The sequence below is a fragment of the Paenibacillus sp. LPE1-1-1.1 genome, assembly GCF_040676435.1.
GTDB lineage: Bacteria > Bacillota > Bacilli > Paenibacillales > Paenibacillaceae > Pristimantibacillus.
The window spans coordinates 444,736-465,302 of record NZ_JBEGHY010000023.1 but is presented as its reverse complement, the minus strand read 5'-3'; the positions used below and the strand labels follow the sequence as shown (position 1 = coordinate 465,302).

The window sequence follows — 20,567 nt, the reverse complement described above, 5'->3', positions numbered from 1 at the left end:
AATATCGGAATGAACTGTAAAAGCTAACTTTATGAGTAAAATTCCCAGAAAGCATTCACAATAAGTCATAACAATCGAATGGTCGGTGAAGAAATGCCAGTACGAGGTAGGAATAAGCAGAAAGCTAAACCGATTATCATAAACCCAAGCCGTACTCTTGATCAGCACAAACACGATAACATAAGCGTAAATATCGAGGAGACCATTGCTTTTATACAAGAAATTTTGGGAGTAAACGAGGATTTGACGATTCGCAGATTTCATGTATTTGGCAAATATTCCGCGGTCATTATGTATTTTTCTAACATGGTTAATCAAAGCACGGTTAATATTGATATCGTTAAACCGCTTATGTATATACCTCCCCATCTTCAAGGACATACGATAGAAGTGGAGCATTTGAAGGATGTATTGCATAATGATGCGCTTTATCACAGCGCAAGCAAATTCGAATGCAATGTTGCTGCTTTGGTCGAAAGTATCCTAAGAGGCGAAACGGTCGTAGCCATTGAAGGTCTACACGAAGCATTCGTTATCGAAACAAGAAATATTGATAAGCGCGCCATTGATCAGCCGGCAACCGAGCAGGTCATTAGAGGCCCGCGCGAGGGCTTTATTGAGCCTATCGGTACAAATATTTCATTAATCCGTTATCGGCTGCAATCTCCGGATCTTCGCATTAAAACGATGGAAATCGGAGTGCGGACAAAATCAAAAGTCGCGGTCTGTTATATGGAGGGCATCACGAGTCCTGAGCTCGTTAAAGAAGTAAACAAGAGGCTCTCCAAAATAGAAATCGACGGCGTGCTGGACTCCGGTTATTTGGAGCAATTTATCGAGGATAACCATTACTCTCCGTTTCCTCAGGTGCAATACACGGAACGGCCGGATAAGGTCGTGGCCAATTTATTGGAGGGAAGAGTTTCGATTCTGGTGGACGGGTCTCCGTTAGCCCTGCTCGTGCCTACGGTATTCAGCCAATTTTACCAGACGGTTGAGGATTATACCGAACGATTTTTATTGATGAGCTCAATCCGTTTTGCAAGACTAATCGCGCTGATGTTCTCTTTGATCTTTCCCTCGATATACGTGTCGATCATCTCCTTTAACCCCGAGCTGATTCCGACCGAATTCGCGGTAGCGGTAGCCGGCGGTAGAGCAGGGGTGCCTTTTCCGGCCGTTGTCGAGGTGTTAATCATCGAGATTTCAATGGAGATATTGCGAGAAGCGACCATTCGTCTGCCGCAGCAGGTAGGCGGCGCACTTTCAATCGTCGGTGTCCTTGTTATTGGCCAAGCAGCGGTAGCAGCGGGATTTTCAAGCCCGATTACGATCGTAATCATCGCTTTAACGACGATTGGATCCTTTGCAACGCCAGCTTATAATGCCGCGCTTGCTTTGCGCTTGCTGCGGTTTCCGCTCATCATCATGGCGGGGATCTTCGGACTATACGGCGTAATGATCGGGCTCATCCTGATTGCGAACCATCTTTTGTCGTTGAAGTCCTTTGGCGTTCCCTATCTGAGCCCTCTTGTTCCCGCAGAGTATCAAGGGATGAAGGATCTATTGGTAAGAGCACCGTTGTGGTGGATGAGCAAAAGACCGTCCTTTCTGCAGCCCGTGGATAGGGACAGAGTGAACGAGCAGGCGTTTGATGAACTTGACCGTTCTGCCCAAAATGCGCTCGATCCAAAAAATGACAAGAATCAGCAGGGGGGATAACAGCTTGTGGAGACTCGCCAAATAACCGTAATCCAAGCAGCCGCTATTCTCGTCAGCACGATTATCGGAGTAGGCGTGCTTGCATTGCCGCTTTTCGCCGTCCAAGCCGCGGATTCCGGAGCCCCTCTAGTTACATTGCTTGGCGTTCTGCTGGCTTTTATTGGTCTGGTTTTAATTACGATTCTAGGGATGAGGTTTCCGAATCAGACCTTTATACAATACAGCGAGGCCATTATCGGAAAAGGAATCGCGTGGATAGGGAGCGCGTGCATTATCCTCTTTTTCGCCGTACTCACCTCATTAACAGCCCGGGAGTTCGGTGAAGTGGTCGTCACGTCCGTACTAAGATCAACGCCCGTAGAGGTTACCGTAATCGTCATGCTTCTGCTCGCGGCAATCTCTACGCGAAATACGATTTTAACCTTTGCTTACATCCATACTTTTTATTTTCCATTGCTTCTTGTCCCCGTTTTGCTCATCGCTGCACTCTCTCTGAAGAACGCGGAGGTGATCAATTTACTGCCGGTTTGGGGAACGGAACCCAAAAAAATGCTGAAAGGAATGCTGACCATCGCCGCTTTGTTTCAAGGCTCATTCGTATTGACAGCTGTCATACCGGCGATGAAGAAGCCTGAAAAGGCGATGAAGGCGAGCATATGGGGTCTGGTTATTGCCGGGGGGCTCTATGTGGTTATCGTTGGGGCAGCAGTCAGTGTATTCGGCGCGGAAGAAATCAAACTGCTGCTTTGGCCGACTCTCGAATTAGCGAAAGCGACCTCCTTGCCAGCCAATATTTTGGAACGTTTAGATGCGGCATTTTTGGCGGTGTGGGTTACAGCCGTGTTTACGACGCTGTTCTCAAGTTATTTCCTAACCATTTATTTCATTGGTAAATTGTTCCGGCTGCGTGAACACAAGTTATTTTCCTATTTTATTTTGCCTATTGTGTTTGTTATGGCGATGCTTCCCCAAAACATTGTGCAAATGTATAAAATTATTGAAAATGTCGGCCGTTTCGGTTTGTATGTCACGATTATCTATCCTGCTCTGTTGTTGATTGTTTCTATCCTTCGCAAGAAGAGAGGTACTCACGTTGCGGACAAGAAAGTGGACCAAAACAGTTAAAGCGCTCTGCTGCTTATGTATTTTCATACCGCTATTGACAGGCTGCTGGGACCGATTGGAAATCGAGGAACGGGCTGTTGTTTTAGGCGTGTCCATCGATACGGTTGATCCGGAGGTTGTAGAAGAAGAGGAAGATGAGGTTTCCCATCTGCGCGGGACGATTACAGCACCTCGGAATAACATGGTGCGAGTCGCGGTTCAAATCGCTCTTCCGGGCAGGATTCCACTCGGACCGGGCGAAAGCGGAGGCTCGAACGGTTCAGCGGAACAGACGGTATGGGTCATAGATGTCGTAGGCCACAGCATCAATGACGCGTTCATGAATTTACAGCAGCAGGTTTCCAGCAGGCTTTTTTTGGGACATCTGCGTGTTATCGTCGTATCCGAAGCGATGGCAAAAAGGGGATTGGAAAACGTCAATGATTACTTCAGGCGAAATCCGGAAGTGCGCAGAATGGCTTGGCTGATGATCTCGCAAGGAAGTGCCATTAAATTCATGAAAGCATCCCCTAAGCTTGAACGGGTGCCTACCCTATACTTGATGTCGACGTTGGATGAAGGGATGAGGATGGGTAAGTTTCCCAAAGATTATATCGGTATTTTCTGGAGTAATCTGTCCAAGAAAGGCCAAGAGGGATTTTTGCCTTACGTGGAAATGAAGAAAGAACAAAACGTCGAAATTAAAGGACTCGCATATTTTGTCGGCGATCGCATGGTCGGCGTAACGAAGCCGCTTGAAATTGCAGGCTATTTAGCCGTTAAAGGCATAAATCCTGCCGGCTACAGGGTTTTCATCAAGCTTGACGGAGAATCGGAAACGATCATGACAAATGCTACACATCGAAAATCCATCATTAAATTGCAAATTAAGGACGATGTTCCTGTTTTCACGATCACCATTTCCGTCGAGCTGAATTTGGAAGCGAAAATGAGCGATGAGGTAAAGATAAATAATCCTGCAACTTTGAAAGAAATCGAACAAAAGCAAGAGGAGATCTCAGTGAAGTTTTATTCGGACATTATTAAGAAAACACAGGCCAAAGGGTCCGATATATTCGGGTTTGGCGAGTATGTCAGGGCCAAAAAACCTCAATATTGGAATAAGCATGTTAAAAACATTGAAGGCTGGCGCAAAATGTATAAGAATTGCCAATTCGAAGTAAAGGTATTAATGAAGGTACGGCGAATTGGAATGAAAGCCCAATAGCGATTCTACATTTGAAGATGAGGGGGCATGAATTGGATGATTGGCGAGGGATATACGATCAGTTATCTCAATTATGCTGTTTTTCTTTGGATATTGAGCGGAATACTCATCCTTCTGATTGATGTAAGAGGCTTTCAATTAGCGGGGATGAACAAAGAACGCAAAGTTTCGAAATTTATTGGATGGTTAAGTATTATTATTGGGCTCCTTGTGTTTTTCGTTAATACGGTGCTGCAATAAATAGAGAAAAGACGGGCTCGATAGGTCAGAATGAGCTGCGAAGAAGGACGTGAAACGGTGAACGATACGATAAAATTGCTTTTAAACCATCGCTCGATACGTTCGTATTTGGACAAGCCGCTTACAGAGGAGCAGGTCCTAACGATCGTGCAAAGCGCGCAAGCGGCTGCCACCTCCAGCTATGTGCAGGCTTATACGATCATTGGCATAAAAAACCAGCAGAAAAAGGATAAGCTCGCCGAGCTTGCAGGCAATCAAGCCTACGTTGCAAAAAACGGTCATTTTTTAGTGTTTTGTTTAGACTTGCATCGGCTTGAAATGGCGGCTGCAATCGAAAACGCTATGCCTGAAAGCATAGAGGAAGCATTAAATTCAACCGAAATGTTTATGATCGGACTTATCGATACGGCGCTGGCTGCTCAAAATGCGGCAATCGCGGCGGAATCGTTGGGACTGGGCATTTGCTACATTGGCGGACTAAGGAACCAGTTAAAGGCCGTTTCCGAGCTTCTTCAAATACCGGAAAGAGTCATCCCGTTATTCGGACTCAGCATAGGGTATCCGGCGAATTTCTCCGATCAGAAACCGAGACTGCCCATAAGCAGCGTTTACAATGAAAATGGCTATAATCAAGACCAAGAGCAGCTTGCGGACCAATTGCATGCCTACAATCAAGTCATTTCCAGATACTATACGGAACGGACGCAGGGAGCACGCAGCGATCGCTGGACGGAAGCGATGACGAAGCTGCTGCAAAACCCAAAACGACTGTATATGAAACAATTTTTAATGGACAATAAAATACCCTTAGACTAGTAGCTTTCTTAGTCTAAGGGTATTTGCATCACCGATTTAATTTGTTGAAATTATAGATTAAACATTCACATGCGATACATCAGAGCGACTGTCCAGCGCTGCTTTGCCGCCTTTTGCCATCCATTTATTTTTCCATTTCGATTGCATAACGGTCAGCAGGGTAAGGGAGCCAAGCGTCACAAAGCTTAAAATAAGGAATCCGGAAGTATAAGTTCCCGTTGATTGATAAAGCTTACCGAGAATCAGCGGGAGCGCATAGCCGCCCAAGCCGCCGGCTGCCCCGATGATGCCCGTCATTAGTCCAAGCTCGCTGCCAAAACGCTGCGGCACCAGTTGGAACACGGAGCCGTTTCCCGCGCCAAGGCACATCATGCCGATGAACAGCAAGGTAATGACTAAAGGTAAGGCTGGCAAGGAAGCTACCGCTGCAAGCATCAGACCTGCTCCGGCATATAAAATGGTTAACATCTTTACTCCGCCGATTTTATCGGATAGGTAACCGCCTACAGGACGGAAGAAGCTGCCTGCAATGACGCAAAAGGTCGTGAAATCAGCTGCTCTTACGGGAGAAAGTCCGTACTGGGTATTAAAGAAAATAGTCAAATAATTGGAGAGACCCACGAAGCCGCCGAATGTCACGCAATAGAAAGCACAGAATACCCAGGCATCACCTTGCTTCAACACCTGTGCATAGTGGGAAAGTTTCTTTGGCGCCGGCCGGTTAGGACTGTTTTTGGCGAAGATCGTGAAAATAATGAAAACGAGTACGATAGGAATAATCGCAAGTCCGAATACGACTTCCCAGCTGCCATAATGCTGTGCCAAGCGATTCGCGAATAACGTTGAGATGACGGTACCGCTGTTACCAGCCCCTGCAATACCCATCGCAAGGCCTTGATGCTCCTTCGAATACCATTGACTGGCAAGCGGCAACGCTGCGGCAAAGGAAGCGCCCGCAACGCCAAGCAGCAAAGCTACAATATAAAGCTGATCTAAGGAGTCTACGAATTTCCATCCCATGATTAATGGAATAAGCGTGAACAGCATCCCGAATTGCGCCGTACGTTTTGGTCCTATATAGTCCGTCATGAAACCTAACACCAATCGGAGAATAGAGCCGCCTAATATAGGAAGTGCGACTAGATTCGCTTTTTGAACGGGATCCATCGGATAATCTGCCGCAATAATTACACTTAAAGGACCAATTAACACCCATATCATAAAGCTCATGTCAAAATACAAAAATGCACTGAACAGGGTAGGCTTATGCCCGCTTTGCCAAAATCCTTTTCTCTCCATCCCTATCTCTCCCTTATTCTCTGTAATCAACCTAAAAAGCCGCAGTTCGTCCTTGAACAGGAACAAAATGCGGCCTCATTGCCATCGGTTGCACGACATTGTACGACCTTGTTATTAAACGGATCACAAAGTTGTAATCTCAATTCGAATTATAAGATCACGTAATGTATGTGTCAATATACCTAACACATAAATTTTTCCTTTGCCCAATTCCGGATTTTTACGTGTTATATATATTGACATAAGGACCGTCATCAACTAATCTTACATTATAGAAAGAGTAACGCACAGTGCCGTGCGAACTCAACCGGCAACGATGCCTTTTCCTCGAGTGCGGGAAAGGGCTTTTTCTGTCCATTTTACTCATATATCGGGTTGGGGGTTGATAATTATGTCGGTCATAAGCGCGCTAAACCCTCTGACAGCTTCCGTATCGATAGCCGTCATGAAGATGACACGCGATAGGAAAGAACCTTTAACAGAAATCGTTTCATTAGAAGATTCATTATCCAGAGTGCTGGCTAGCGACTTCGTAAGCCCGTTTTCTCTGCCTCCGTTCCGCCGGGCGGCGATGGACGGTTATGCCATATGCGCTGCAGCGTCAACAGGCGCGTGCAGAGAAAAGCCTGTATTGCTTCATGTAAGGGATGAAGTGCGTGCCGGACAATCGGAGACGAATTATGCCATGGATTCGGGTATTATGAACGCCGTACGCATATTTACGGGAGCGCCTGTACCTTCCGATTATGATTGCATCGTTATGCAGGAAACGGCGATTGCACGCAATGACCTGCGAGATTTCCCTTCCGTGCAAATTGATCGGTCCTACCAGAAAGGCCAGCATATTGCCGAAAAGGGCGAGGATGTGCCGGAAGGCATGAAGGTGCTGTACCGCGGGGCTGCTATTAGAGCGAAGGAAATTGCCGTGCTGGCTTCCTTTGGTCAAACCGATGTAACGGTTTACCGAAAACCAGTCGTTGCTATTTTACCGGTAGGCGATGAATTAGCTTTGCCAGGCGAGGCTTTGCGATCCGGACAAATTTTTGATGCGAACAGCTTTATGGTAAGCGCAAGACTTCGCGAGCTGGGGGCCGAAGTCATTCGTCATTCACCGATTCCAGATTGTCCGATAGCGTTAGAAGCTGCAATAAACAATGCCATTGAACAAGCTGACATCATAGTAACAACAGGCGGCGTTTCGGTTGGCGATTACGATTATGTAAAGCTTGCGGCGGAATCCCTAGGCGGCGAGCCATTATTTACAAAAGTCGTCATGAGACCGGGCACTCCAACTTCAGCCTATCAGTTCGGATCTAAGCTGCTTGTATGTCTCTCCGGAAATCCGTCGGCATGCTTTGCCGGAGTCGAGCTTTTGCTTCGCCCCGTTATATTGAAAGCAGCAGGGAGGACGGATTACCGCTCGGAATGGTTGGAAGGCAAACTAATCGATGCCATTCAAAAACCTTCGCCATATCCAAGATACGCAAGGGCATTTGTATACCGAACCGAAAAGGAATGGATGGTTGAACCTTTGCGGAACGACAAGTCGGGGAATGTTGCAGCATTTGCAAGAGCCAATGCCCTTGTGCTTATCCAAGCCGGAGGCGCAGGAGCCGATGCCGGCCAGGAGGTTCGTTTTGTTTCGCTGACGATCTAGAAAAACACGCGAGTGGATGTGAACATAGATGAGTAGAGAAAAATTGGTTGTCATTGGAAACGGAATGGCAGGAATCAGATGTGTAGAAGAAATTATCAAGCTTTCACCCGATAAATATGAAATTACGGTGTTCGGCAATGAGCCTCATCCCAATTACAATCGGATTTTATTGTCCAAGGTGCTTCAAGGAGATTCTTCAATCGAAAGCATTGTGATCAACGATTGGGCCTGGTATAAGGAACGCGGAATACGGCTGCATACGGGGGAGACGGTCGCTCAAATTCATACGGAATCCCAGTATGTAAAAACCTTATCCGGCATTCGCGCGGATTACGATTGCCTTATTATAGCAACAGGCTCATCTGCATTCATACCGCCGATTGCCGGCGTTCATAAACAAGGTGTCATTTCATTCCGAAATATAAATGATTGCAAAACGATGATGGAATATGCGAAAAAATACAAAAAAGCAGCCGTTATCGGCGGCGGCCTGTTAGGTCTTGAAGCCGCAAGAGGCCTGTTGAATCTAGGGATGGAAACCGATGTCATCCATAACGCTCCTTATCTCATGAACAGGCAGCTTGACCGGATGTCGGCTGACCTGCTCCGCAAGGAATTGGAAGAGCAAGGCATGCGATTTTGGCTTAGCAAGGAGACCGAAAGCATTACAGGCTTAAATCGCGCCAAAGGGATTCGTTTCACGAGCGGAAGCTCTTTAGAGGCTGACTTGATCGTCATCTCCGTGGGCATCAGGCCAAACATTGAACTTGCCAAAAAGAGCGGAATGGAAACGAATCGGGCAATCGTGGTGGATGACTTTATGAGAACGAGCGCACCTAATGTGTACGCGGTTGGCGAATGCGCAGAGCATCGCGGCGTTGCCTACGGCCTTGTTGCCCCGTTATATGAACAAGGAAAGGTGCTAGCCAGTCTCCTATGCGGAGAGGCATCAGAGCCCTATAAGGGTTCAGTCCCTTATGCGCAGCTCAAGGTTTCAGGCGTTGACGTTTTTTCAGTAGGCGATATTCATTCGGACGACGCCGAAACGGCCATCCAGCTTTTTGACGGAATCCGCGGTACTTATAAAAAAGTCACGATGAAAGAAGGAACGGTACGCGGCGCGATTTTGTTCGGAGATTCTTCCGAAGGAAGCCAGCTGCTTAATTTAGTGAAGAAGAGAGCGCCAATCAGTGAGCTATCCTCGCCTGTGAATGCTGGCGGGAATGACTTTAATGAAGAGTTGGCAGCTAACATGCCGGACCGCGAGACGGTTTGCGCATGTAATGCCGTCAACAAAGCTTCGATTATGTGCGCCGTGATCGAGGAAGGAATGCAAACGACCGAGCAGGTAAGGGATTGTACTAAGGCTTCCAGCTCTTGCGGAGGCTGTCGTCCGATGGTAGCAGCTATCGTGCAATATGCATTGAAGCATGGAAAAGAGGGTATGGCTTCTGCAGCTGATCCGGTCTGTGGCTGCACGGATGTCAGTCATGCAGCTTTAAAGGCAGCAATAGCCGACCGACTATCGGCGGATCTAACCGGATTAAAGGAAGATTTAGGCTGGAATCGCGTTTCGGGCTGCCCGACTTGTTCTTCTGCTATCCAATATTATGAATCACTTTATCATCCGGCCCATGCTCAGAAGGACTATTATAATACGGAGCATAATGGGTTAACGTTAAACGTTAGAAACGATCTTATCCAAGCTATTTCATCGGAATATAATTCACATGCCATCGGAACCGAGCTTGAAAATTATTGCGGGAGTCTCCAGTATCCTGTTGCCGTGAAAGCAGCCATTACGTCAGGTATTCATAAACCGGCAGGCGTGCTTGTTCATGACCTTGGTATTACCGGCGCCCCGGCGGGCTGGGAAATTTATATCGGCGGCCATTCGGAACACCCGGTTAAGCAAGGCCAGCTCATTGGCATCGCCGATTCCGATGAGATCGCTCTGGCTCTCTCGGTGTCATGTCTCCAGCTATACCGCGAAAGAGCGGATCATGGCGAACCGCTGTGGAAATGGATCGAGCGGGAAGGAATCGTAGAGATTAGAGAAATGGTTTTTGATGAAGACTATCGCCAAGAGCTTGTTGAGCGGACAGAAGCTTCAACTGCTAGGTTAAATAACGCGGAAAGGCTCGGTGAAGAGATATGCGGCAATTGCTAGATGTGCAGGAGAGCAATCATTCAGGCTTCGTTACGGAAACGCAATGTCCATTTTGCAGCGTGCAATGCAAGATGCGGGTAACCAAGGAACTGCCTATACCGGGCTCACGCCGCTATTCATATTCCATTGAAGGCATGCCAAATGCCGCATCAGAGGGTCGCCTTTGCGTCAAAGGGATGAACGCCCATCAGCATGCGACCAGCAAAGATCGGCTGCTTCAGCCTCTTGTCAAGAAAAATGGTCAGCTCGTGCCATCCACTTGGGAGGAAGCCATGACTGCCATTATTGCTAACTTCCAGGCCATCGGCAAGACGCATGGTCCCGACTCGCTTGGCGTATACGGCGGAGGCTCCTTGACGAACGAATCCGCCTATCTGCTCGGTAAGTTTGCCAGAGTAGCATTAAGAACCAAATATATCGACTACAACGGCAGGTTTTGCATGTCGGCGGCAGCGTCTGCAGGCAACAAAACTTTCGGGATAGACCGCGGTTTAACCTGCCGATTGGCGGATATCCCTCTTGCCCGCTGCATTATTTTGGCCGGAACGAATATTGCTGAATGTCAGCCCACATTAATGCCTTATTTCACGAAAGCCAAGGAAAACGGCGCGATTATCATCGTGATTGATCCTCGTGTTACAGCCACGGCTGCAATCGCGGATATTCATTTGCAGCTCAAGCCAGGCACCGATGCCGCTTTGGCGAATGGCATGCTTAAAGTGCTGCTCGATGAGAAACTGATGGACGAGGCATTCATTGCTCAAAGAACGAGTGGATTTGCCGAATTAAGCACGCATCTTTCGACGGTCGATTTGAATGAAGTGGCTGCATTAACGGGCTTGGATGAAGCAGCCATTCGCAGCGCAGCCAAAGCTTACGGGAATGCGGAAACCGGAATCATTTTCACGGCAAGAGGCGTAGAACAGCAGACGGACGGGCATGTTGCGGTTCGGAATTTCTTGAATCTAGTGCTGGCTACCGGGAAGATTGGCAAGCCGGGCTGCGGTTATGGTGCCGTTACCGGCCAAGGAAACGGGCAGGGCGGCAGGGAACACGGTCAGAAAAGCGATCAGCTGCCCGGCTATCGAAGCATAGAAGACGAGCAGGATCGTTCTTACGTCGCGAATGTGTGGGGGATTCATCCGGATGAGCTTCCTCGCAAGGGAGTATCTGCCTATGAGATGATGGAGCTTGTTCACAACAAAACCATCCGGTCATTGTTTGTCATGGGTTCCAACCCCGTCGTATCGAATCCGAACGCCGATTTGGTAGAGGAAGGGCTCAAAGGGTTAGACTTCTTGGTCGTCGCGGATATGTTTCTGTCAGAGACCGCTCAAATGGCCGATGTCGTGTTGCCCGTAACGGCCTACCTGGAGAATGACGGAACCTTAACCAACCTGGAAGGGCGAGTCTTATTGCGGGAATCGACGCTGGAGCCTCCAGGCGAAACCAGACATGATTGGCAGATTTTATGCCAAATCGCTGAAGGACTCGTCAAGAAGGCCTTTTTCCCTTTCGAATCGGCGGAACAAATTTTTGAAGAGCTTCGAGTAGCCAGCCGCGGCGGAGTAGCTGATTATTACGGCATTACTTACGATCGCTTACGGCGTGACGGAGGGATTTATTGGCCGTGCACCTCAACGGAAGAAGACGGTAATCAAGGCATGATGTTCGAACGTTCCTTTGCCCACTCGGATGGTAAGGCCTTATTTATGCCTGTCGCCAGCCGGCACCCGCAGGAAACGCCGAATGTTGATTTCCCGCTTACCATGACGAACGGAAGGGTGCTATCACACTATTTAACCGGCGTCCAAACGCGCAGAAGCCCCTCTTTGGCTGCGCGTAACGTGGAAAACTATTTGGAGATCCATCCCAAAACGGCAAAGAAGCACCGCATCGTGGATGGAGAATGGGTAGAGGTTACCTCACGCAGAGGCAGCTTCAGCGTACGCAGCCGGATTACGGATAAAATAAGAGAGGATACTTTATTCGTGCCGATGCATTGGGGCGGCATACAAAACGTAAACAAAGCCACCAGTCCCGAGCTCGATCCTAACTGCAAAATGCCCGGCTTCAAAACCTCGACGGTTTCGATTCTGCCTTTGCGGTTGAAATTAACGCACAAAGAAGCTTCACATCGGATCTAGAGGAATAGACGATAGCGATTTAAAATGAGAGGACGGACTTAGACTCCCGTGGGCGGAGCTGGGCCGTCCTCTTTTTCGTCCAGCTTGACAGGGAGGTAGCGAGTGGTTTACAACCATATACAGAGGTGAAGGACATGAGCGTGATCCGATTGGAAAACGTCACGAAAAAATATGAGGATACTCTTATTTTTCGCGATATCTATTTTCGTATTGGCAAAGGGGAACGGGTTGGGTTAATTGGTAGAAACGGGGCCGGAAAATCTACTGTATTTAAGCTTATTCTCGGCAGAGAAGAGCCTACATCCGGGAAAGTAGAGGTTGACCCTAAGGCGAAGGTGAGTTATTTTTCCCAATTTTCCGAGCTGAGCGGAAATCGCTCCGTACGCCAGGAGCTAGAGCAATGCTACGAGCATATCTGGAGTATCGAGCGAGAGCTAAATGAAATCGGCGAGAAGCTAGGCAGCGCAGCGGATGAACGGGAAATGGAGAAATTATTGGATCGGCAAGCGGAGCTGTTTGAGCAAATGGAGCATCATGACGGCTGGAATGCAGCGGTGGAGATCGATACGGTTTTAACGAAGCTTGGTTTTGACGAGCATTCACGTGTGCAGCCCGTGGATCAGCTGTCCGGCGGCTGGCGCAACCGCGCGGCCCTTGCGAAGATGCTTATTGAGCTGCCGGACGTGGTCCTGCTGGATGAGCCCACTAACTTCTTGGATTTAGATGGACTTGCTTGGCTCGAGCAGTGGTTGAATCGCTTCACCGGCACGATGGTGCTGGTTTCCCATGATAGGCAATTTATTGACAGGGTGGTCACGCGTACCATTGAAATCGAAAACTATCATTTTCAAGAATACGAAGGGAATTATACGGATTATATCCGCAAAAAAAAGCTCCGTAAAAAAGAGCTCGACCGGCAGTTTGAATGGGAAGAAGAGCTGCTTCTTATGGAAGCGGAGGAACTCGATAACCGAACCAAAAGGAAAGCCTCCAAGGATCGGCTTTCACGTAAGCTTGCAGATATGAAGAAACGAATCGAGCCTCATCCCGTGAATGTGCTCATTACGGACATTTACGAAAATTTGCGGTTCCCGGACAATTTATGCTCGGTTGAAGCAATCGGAAAAAGCTATGCCGACCGTTTGATTTTTCAAGATGTCAGCTTCGACATTCAGAAAGAAGACCGGATTGCGATTATCGGACCAAACGGCAGCGGGAAGTCGACGTTGATTAAAGTGCTGACAGGTCAGGAGCAGCCGGATAAAGGCGCAGTGCGGTTTAGCAAAGGCGTGAACTATGCTTTCTTCAATCGGATGTGGGACGAGCTGGACCAAAAGGATACGGTAAGCCATGCCGTGAATGTTTACGGCCTTGGGCTGGATGCTCCGCGGAAAAAAGTGAATAAATTTCTGTCCATGCTGCAATTTTCCGAAGCTGATCTGCAGAAGGTGATCGGAAGCTTATCGGGAGGCCAGCAGGCGCGGGTCGCCTTGGCGAAGTGCTTATTGTCCGGGGCTGAAATTATCATATTGGATGAGCCTACGAACCATCTCGACCTCACAAGCATCCAAGTCATGGAACAGGCGCTGATTCATTTTCCGGGCGCGGTGGTTACGGTAAGCCATGACCGTTTCTTTATTGATAAAATTGCAACGAAGCTTCTTACCTACGAACCGGGCGGAACGATAAGCCAGCAAAGCGTTTAATTGCGCGGCTCATTCGTTTGAAAAGGAAAAAGTTTATGCAGTGGAGATGAGCATGCTTGACAACTTTATATCAATTAAACACGATCTTCATCAGTATGGTCATGGAAGCCATTCCTTTCGTCCTGGTCGGCGTGCTCATATCCGGTTTGATCCAGACCTTCGTGAAGGATCAATGGATTGCATGGATTATGCCTCGCAATCGGTATCTCGCCACGGTATTCGGCTGCGGGATCGGAATTTTCTTCCCATCATGCGAATGCGGGATCGTACCGATTACAAAACGGTTAATCAATAAGGGTATGCCGCTGCATGCCGGGATTGCTTTTATGCTCACAGGTCCCATCATAAATCCGATCGTATTATTTTCGACTTACATTGCATTTGGAAATGATTGGGAAATGGTGGGGATACGCGCCGGTCTAGCGATAGCCGTTGCCTTCTCGGTATCTATCATATTATCGTTTATTTTTAAAGATCTTCCTTTTCGCGTGCAGGACGGACAGGCGGCAGCGGCAGCCGAGCATGGAGCCGAGCCGTTTGCGGCGCGCGTGCCGGCAGGGAAGCGACTGTATGAGGTCATTGTTCACGCCATTGATGAATTTTTCTCGGTGGGCAAATATTTGGTTTTGGGAGCATTAATAGCCGCGTGCATGCAAACGTTCGTTCCGACCTCGTATCTGCTGCACCTTGGAAGCAATCCGGTAACCTCATCTCTCGTGATGATTGCTTTAGCTTTCATCATTTCGCTCTGCTCGGAAGCGGATGCCTTCATAGCGGCTTCTTTTAGAAGCACGTTTACTGTCGGTTCTTTATCCGCTTTTCTTGTATTCGGTCCGATGATCGATATTAAAAATACGCTGATGCTGCTTGGAACGTATCGCAGTAAATTTGTTTTTGTCCTGATCGGGTTAGTCACTGTCTTTACCTTAATCGGCTCATTGATCGTGGGGAGGTTATTCGGATGATTCGTTTTTTCATTTTGTTCGGATTTTCCTTCATGTTTTTTATGCTTCATTATACCGGCGACATCAATAAATACATCAATATGAAATATGCTTATCTTTCCATAAGCGCGGTTGTCATTATGGGGTTGCTCAGTATTTTCGAGTTTGTGCGTGTCTCGCGCCTGCAAGTTGCCGAAGAAAAGAAGCAAGCGGCAGTCGCTTTGGCAGCCGAAAACGGCGATGATCGCCTGCAATTGGAGCGAAATGGTCAGGAGCAGCATATACATCTAGGGCATCATCACGAGCCTGATCATAATCATTCGCATGAGCATGCGCATGGACATGACCATTCCCACGGCAACGATACGAAGCTTAAACGTTTTTTCGGTTATCTTATTTTATTCGTACCCATCGTAACCGGCCTTTTCCTGCCGGCCCACGCGCTCGATTCCAGCTTTGTCAAAGCCAAAGGATTTTCTTTCCCTAGCTTTCAAGAAAACATCGAGAAAAACCCGGGCGCGCATCAGTTTTTGAAGCCGGATTCGAGTGTTTTCTATCGGAAAGACGATTACGACAAGGTGAAAAGCAAGGAACTGGCCGAATTCGCAAACCGTCCTGCCGTTACGTTAACCGATGCGGATTATTTAAAAGGCATGGAGGCCATCTACAATTCGCCGGACGCTTTTATAGGCAAAACGATTGGATTCGACGGCTTTGCTTATAAAGGACAGCAGGTAGACGGCAATCATTATTTCATATTCCGCTTTGGATTTATCCATTGCGTGGCGGATTCCGGCGTATTTGGCATGCTGGTCGAATTTCCAAAAAATACGCAAATGAATGACGATGACTGGGTCCATGTTTCCGGCAAGCTCACATGGGAGTTTTACCAGCCCTTTAAACAGACGATTCCCGTCTTAAAGGTTACGGATTGGCATGCGATTGATACACCGAAGGACCCCTATGTTTACCGGACGACATAAGCATAATCCCTATGTAAAGCCAGCCTTAACGGGCTGGCTTTTTTGCGTTTATTTAGACACATTCAAGGGCATTTTTCCGCAGTCTGCTTTCATATAATACGCTATACGCGGATACCGTCGAACTTTGTCCACTTGCTATGCTTGCCATCAGAAGGGGGGAGGGAGATGCAGTTTTCTTTAGCCGAGGAGCAGGAAATGACTCGATCGGTCGTTAGGGAATTCGCGGAAAGCGAGGTTGCTCCCGGGGCGGGGAAACGGGATGAGCTAGAGCAGTTTGATCGTAAGCTGTTTGACAAGATGGGGAAGCTCGGTTTAACGGGCATTCCGGTCAGTGAACGATATGGCGGGGCAGGCGGCGATTGGCTCACCTTTTCGATTGCCGTGGAAGAGCTCGCCCGTGTATGCGCTTCAACCGCCGCAGCTTTGGCCGCGCATACGGTTTACACGGCATGGCCGATTTATGTTTATGGCGATGAATATACGAAAGCTTGTTATTTAAGCAAGCTTGCAGGGGGAACGATGCTGGGTGCCTGCGCGCTGCCTCTGCAGAGTATTGATGAAAGTAACGGGGCCAGCAGCATTTCTGCCCAGTCAGGTAAGGAAAGCTGGCTGCTAAATGGCGGGCATTCTTACGCGGTGCAAGCCGGCATTGCGGATGTTTATCTGGTATTTGCGCATACCGATTCGAATAGACGAAAGAACGAATATCATACGTTTCTAATAGAACGCGGTGCTCCTGGACTTCGCATAGGGAAAAGTATCCATAAATTGGGCTTGGGTTCCTTTCCCTTCTCGGAAATTAAGCTGGAGCAATGCTCCATCCCGAAAAAAAATCAAGTAGGCAGAAATCGTCAAGGGCTCACGATAGCTTCGTCATTAGCGGATATCGCCCACATTAGCGCTGCTGCGCAAGCGGTCGGCATTGCGCAAGGCGCATATGAAGCGGCAGCGGCTTATGCCAAGGAACGCAAACAATTCGGCAGCTTAATCGGAAAGCAGCAGGGCATCTCCTTTAAGCTTGCCGATATGTGGACTCGGCTTGAAGCCGCACGTCTGCTCACCTATCAGGCCGCATGGCGCAAGGATGCAGGCTTGGACTGCGGGAGAGAAGCGGCAATCGCCCGTAAATTCTCGGCAGAGTGCGCTGTTGCGGCGGTTATTGAAGCAATACAGGTGTTCGGGGGATATGGCTACATGCAAGAATACCGATTGGAACGTTTTTTACGGGACGCCAAATGCTTGGAATCTGACCTGGGAACCGGCGGAATGAACATGGATTGTTTATCTCGGCTGCTGAAGAAATAGGGGGCGATCCATCATGCGCCAAGCCGTCATTGTCGGCGGAAAACGAACGGCGTTCGGAAAATTCGGGGGCATGTTTCGGGATATGGAAGCCGTAGAGCTGGGTGCGGCGGCGATTCAAGGCACGCTTGTGCAAGCAGGCATTGCCGCTAATCAAGTCGATCATATCCTTATGGGCATGGTGCTGCAAGCCGGCGGCGGGCAAAATCCGGCACGGCAGGCAGCCATTCGGGCAGGACTTGATTGGAGCTCAAACGCGGAAACCATAAATAAAGTGTGTGCGTCAGGGATGCGGGCGGTCACGATGGCTGAGCAAATGATTCGTGCTGGCGATGCGGAAATTATTGCAGCCGGCGGAATGGAAAGCATGAGCCAAGCGCCATTTGCCGCCAAAGCGGCGAGATGGGGAACCAAGCTTGGAAATGCGGAGCTGACTGATCTATTGATTCACGATGGGCTTCTATGCCCGTTCCACAACGTGATGATGGCAGTGCACGGCAATCAAGCGGCGGCGGAATACGGCATCAGCCGGACGGAACAGGATGAATGGGCGTTAAGAAGCCACTTACGCGCGTGCTCTGCTGCGGATTCAGGGCTTTTCGATGAAGAAATCGACCCTTTTTTGACTCGTACAAACCGGTTGATTGCTCTTGACGAATGCCCTCGCAGCGATACGAATGAAAGCAAGCTTGCCCAGCTGAAGCCGATTCAAGGTCCTAATGGAACGATTACGGCGGGAAATGCCCCAGGCGTAAATGATGGTGCTGCCGCTCTCCTGTTAATGTCTGAAGAAGCGGCGGCACGCGGCGGATATGAGCCGCTGGCGAAAATCATCGGACATTGCACGATCGGCACGCGAGCGCCTCATTTAGCTGCGGCACCGGCTTTAGCCATTCAGAAGCTTTTGCGGGATACGGGGACATCGCTAAAGGATATCGATTTGTTTGAAGTCAACGAAGCCTTTGCAGCCGTGCTTCTCACTTGCGGCAAAATCCTGGGCTGGGACGAAGAAAAGGTCAACGTTAACGGCGGAGCCATTGCTCTCGGACATCCGATCGGAGCAAGCGGAGCAAGAATCATCCTCACGTTAGCCCATGCACTGAAGCGCAGAGGCGGCGGCCTTGGCATTGCGGCGATCTGCAGCGGCGGTGCACAGGGCGATGCGGTGCTTTTGCAAGCAGGGAGCTGACGCGGAGGAGGGGATCAGATGGCCATTCAAAAAGCAACGGTAGTCGGCGCAGGACAAATGGGCAGCGGAATCGCTCAGACGCTTGCGCAAAGCGGGATTGAGGTCACGCTTTATGACCTCGACCGAAGCGCGGTGGATCGCGGCATCAAGCAGATTAGCACCTCTCTTAACCGCCTAGTAAGCAAAGGGAAGACAACTGACGAGCAGCGCTCGCAGCTGTTAGACCGCATTGTACCCGCGACGGATTTTGACCGCACGCAGGATGCGGAGCTTGTCATTGAAGCGGTGACCGAACGTATGGAAACCAAACAGAAGATCTTTGCCCAGCTTGATCAAATCTGCATGCCGCATACGATTCTGGCCTCCAATACGTCATCGCTCTCCATTACTGAGCTTGGCTCGGCGACCAAGAGAGCCCCATTCGTTATCGGCATGCATTTCATGAATCCGGTTCCGATTATGCCATTAGTTGAAATTATTAGAGGCCTGGAAACGTCGAACGAGACGTTCGAGAGGATACAAATCCTATCGCAACAACTAGGGAAAACGCCGGTTGAAGTGAAGGACTTTCCAGGTTTTGTCTCAAACCGGATTCTAATGCCCATGATCAACGAGGCTATCTATACCGTATATGAAGGGGTAGCGGAGCCTGAAGCGGTGGATCAAGTCATGAAGCTTGGCATGAATCATCCGATGGGACCGATTGCTCTGGCCGACTTTATTGGGCTCGACACCTGCTTAGCCATCATGGAGACGCTGTACCATGGCTTCGGCGATTCAAAATACAGACCATGCCCGCTGCTTCGCAAATACGTGCAAGCCGGCTGGCTGGGAAGGAAGACCGGACGAGGCTTTTATCGTTATTCATAAAAGTGCAATCGTAGCGTCGGAGAGGGTGTAGGACGATGGAGCTCCGGTTTACGCGGGAACAAGAAGAGCTGCGGAGAGCGGTCCAACATTTTGCGGAGCAAGAAATTGCCCCGGTCGTAAGCAGCATGGAACAACGGGATGAATTCCCTTATTCCCTGATTTCAAAAATGGCGCAAAAAGGATTTATGGGCATCCCTATTCCAAAGCATTGGAACGGAGCAGGCGCCGACTTCATTTCCTATATTCTTGCGGTTAACGAGGTGTCAAAAATAAGCGCGGCAGCCGGCGTCATCTTGTCCGTTCATACTTCCGTCGGAACCTTTCCCATATTACAATATGGCAGCTCCGAGCAGCTATCGAAATATATCCCAAAGCTGGCTTCCGGCGAAAGCTTGGGCGCATTCGCTTTAACGGAGCCGAATGCCGGTTCGGATGCGGCTGCCATTCGAACGGCGGCGGTTTTTGACGGAGAGCAATACATTATGAACGGAACGAAGCTGTTCATTACGAATGGAGGCGCGGCTGACACCTATATTACCTTTGCGGTGACTGATTCATCAAAAGGCTCCCATGGCATCACCGCGTTCATTATCGAGCGTGATATGCCGGGATTTACGATCGGCCGAAAGGAAAAGAAAATGGGGCTTCACGGCTCCAATACCTGTGAATTGATTTTCGACCAGCTTAAGGTTCCGGTCGCGCAGCGGCTGGGTGCGGAGGGAAAAGGCTTTTCCATCGCCAAAGGCTCCCTTGACGGGGGAAGGATCGGCATTGGCGCGCAAGCGCTGGGAATTGCCGAGGCTGCTATTCGCGAAATGGATAACCGATTTCTGTCGAGCCACAAAAAAAACGGCAGGCGTCTTGTCCAGCTGCAGCATAAACATATCAGGCTGGCTGAATTGACCGCTCAAGTCGAAGCGGCAAAAATGCTCGTTTACCGTGCCGCCTATTTGCGGCAAAACGGCTTAGCATGCACGAAGGAAGCCTCCGCGGCGAAAATGTTTGCGTCAGACACGGCAGTAAAGGTGACCAATGCTGCAATTCAGCTGTTTGGCGTAGAGGGCTGCCTGAAGGAATCCGGCATTGAGCGGCTGTTTCGCGACGCAAAGGCGACCCAGATCTATGAGGGAACGAATGAAATTCACAGGATCGTAATCGGCGGGCAATTGCTCAGATGAACGCTCTTCTTA

The 20,567-nt window shown here is 49.1% G+C and carries 16 protein-coding genes; 15 read left to right on the top strand and 1 reads right to left on the bottom strand.

From position 1 onward, the window contains the following. Positions 1-93 precede the first annotated feature (93 nt). The 5 genes from MRBLPE1_RS18755 to nfsA are packed head-to-tail and all read left to right on the top strand — an operon-like array spanning position 94 to position 5,110. Positions 94-1,722: a spore germination protein gene (locus MRBLPE1_RS18755; RefSeq protein ID WP_364148259.1), complete on the top strand. Its 1,629-nt coding sequence runs from the start codon at positions 94-96 to the stop codon at positions 1,720-1,722. A 6-nt stretch (positions 1,723-1,728) separates the two neighbouring features. Continuing rightward, the gene (locus tag MRBLPE1_RS18750; protein WP_364148257.1) at positions 1,729-2,847 is read left to right on the top strand and encodes a GerAB/ArcD/ProY family transporter; all 1,119 of its coding nucleotides are present in this window, start codon (positions 1,729-1,731) and stop codon (positions 2,845-2,847) included. Continuing rightward, complete coding sequence (locus MRBLPE1_RS18745; protein WP_364148255.1) at positions 2,816-4,054, top strand: Ger(x)C family spore germination protein; 1,239 nt, start codon at positions 2,816-2,818, stop codon at positions 4,052-4,054. The genes MRBLPE1_RS18750 and MRBLPE1_RS18745 overlap by 32 nt, the downstream gene beginning before the upstream one ends. A gap of 27 nt (positions 4,055-4,081) precedes the next feature. Then, positions 4,082-4,294: a CLC_0170 family protein gene (locus tag MRBLPE1_RS18740; protein WP_364148252.1), complete on the top strand. Its 213-nt coding sequence runs from the start codon at positions 4,082-4,084 to the stop codon at positions 4,292-4,294. Between the two features lie 57 nt (positions 4,295-4,351). After that, complete coding sequence (nfsA, locus tag MRBLPE1_RS18735) at positions 4,352-5,110, top strand: oxygen-insensitive NADPH nitroreductase (RefSeq protein ID WP_364148248.1); 759 nt, start codon at positions 4,352-4,354, stop codon at positions 5,108-5,110. Between the two features lie 57 nt (positions 5,111-5,167). Here the strand turns inward: nfsA and MRBLPE1_RS18730 are convergent, their stop codons facing one another. Continuing rightward, the gene (locus MRBLPE1_RS18730) at positions 5,168-6,409 is read right to left on the bottom strand and encodes a nitrate/nitrite transporter (protein ID WP_364148245.1); all 1,242 of its coding nucleotides are present in this window, start codon (positions 6,407-6,409) and stop codon (positions 5,168-5,170) included. A gap of 391 nt (positions 6,410-6,800) precedes the next feature. Here MRBLPE1_RS18730 and glp point away from each other — a divergent pair, with 391 nt between their 5' ends. The 10 genes from glp (at position 6,801) to MRBLPE1_RS18680 (ending at position 20,555) form a co-directional block, all read left to right on the top strand. Next, positions 6,801-8,066 carry a gephyrin-like molybdotransferase Glp gene (gene glp / locus MRBLPE1_RS18725; protein WP_364148243.1) on the top strand — a complete coding sequence of 422 codons (1,266 nt, stop codon included), beginning with the start codon at positions 6,801-6,803 and terminating at the stop codon, positions 8,064-8,066. A 28-nt stretch (positions 8,067-8,094) separates the two neighbouring features. Further along, positions 8,095-10,236, top strand: a complete 2,142-nt coding sequence (nirB, locus tag MRBLPE1_RS18720) for a nitrite reductase large subunit NirB (RefSeq protein ID WP_364148240.1) — start codon at positions 8,095-8,097, stop codon at positions 10,234-10,236. After that, on the top strand, positions 10,221-12,383 hold the full coding sequence (gene nasC / locus MRBLPE1_RS18715) for an assimilatory nitrate reductase catalytic subunit NasC (protein ID WP_364148237.1): 2,163 nt from the start codon (positions 10,221-10,223) through the stop codon (positions 12,381-12,383). Before nirB ends, nasC begins: the two co-directional genes overlap by 16 nt. Positions 12,384-12,517: 134 nt before the next feature. Continuing rightward, positions 12,518-14,089: an ABC-F family ATP-binding cassette domain-containing protein gene (locus tag MRBLPE1_RS18710; RefSeq protein WP_364148235.1), complete on the top strand. Its 1,572-nt coding sequence runs from the start codon at positions 12,518-12,520 to the stop codon at positions 14,087-14,089. Between the two features lie 95 nt (positions 14,090-14,184). Then, positions 14,185-15,054 carry a permease gene (locus MRBLPE1_RS18705; protein ID WP_414698911.1) on the top strand — a complete coding sequence of 290 codons (870 nt, stop codon included), beginning with the start codon at positions 14,185-14,187 and terminating at the stop codon, positions 15,052-15,054. Then, positions 15,051-16,016: a TIGR03943 family putative permease subunit gene (locus MRBLPE1_RS18700; protein ID WP_364148231.1), complete on the top strand. Its 966-nt coding sequence runs from the start codon at positions 15,051-15,053 to the stop codon at positions 16,014-16,016. Before MRBLPE1_RS18705 ends, MRBLPE1_RS18700 begins: the two co-directional genes overlap by 4 nt. Before the next feature lie 165 nt (positions 16,017-16,181). After that, a complete protein-coding gene (locus tag MRBLPE1_RS18695) occupies positions 16,182-17,321 on the top strand; it encodes an acyl-CoA dehydrogenase family protein (RefSeq protein ID WP_364148229.1) in 1,140 nt (379 codons plus the stop codon). A gap of 13 nt (positions 17,322-17,334) precedes the next feature. Beyond that, the gene (locus tag MRBLPE1_RS18690; protein ID WP_364148226.1) at positions 17,335-18,507 is read left to right on the top strand and encodes an acetyl-CoA C-acetyltransferase; all 1,173 of its coding nucleotides are present in this window, start codon (positions 17,335-17,337) and stop codon (positions 18,505-18,507) included. Positions 18,508-18,525: 18 nt separating this feature from the next. Beyond that, positions 18,526-19,377 carry a 3-hydroxybutyryl-CoA dehydrogenase gene (locus MRBLPE1_RS18685; protein ID WP_364148223.1) on the top strand — a complete coding sequence of 284 codons (852 nt, stop codon included), beginning with the start codon at positions 18,526-18,528 and terminating at the stop codon, positions 19,375-19,377. A 35-nt stretch (positions 19,378-19,412) separates the two neighbouring features. Continuing rightward, positions 19,413-20,555 carry an acyl-CoA dehydrogenase family protein gene (locus MRBLPE1_RS18680; RefSeq protein ID WP_364148220.1) on the top strand — a complete coding sequence of 381 codons (1,143 nt, stop codon included), beginning with the start codon at positions 19,413-19,415 and terminating at the stop codon, positions 20,553-20,555. Positions 20,556-20,567 lie beyond the last annotated feature (12 nt).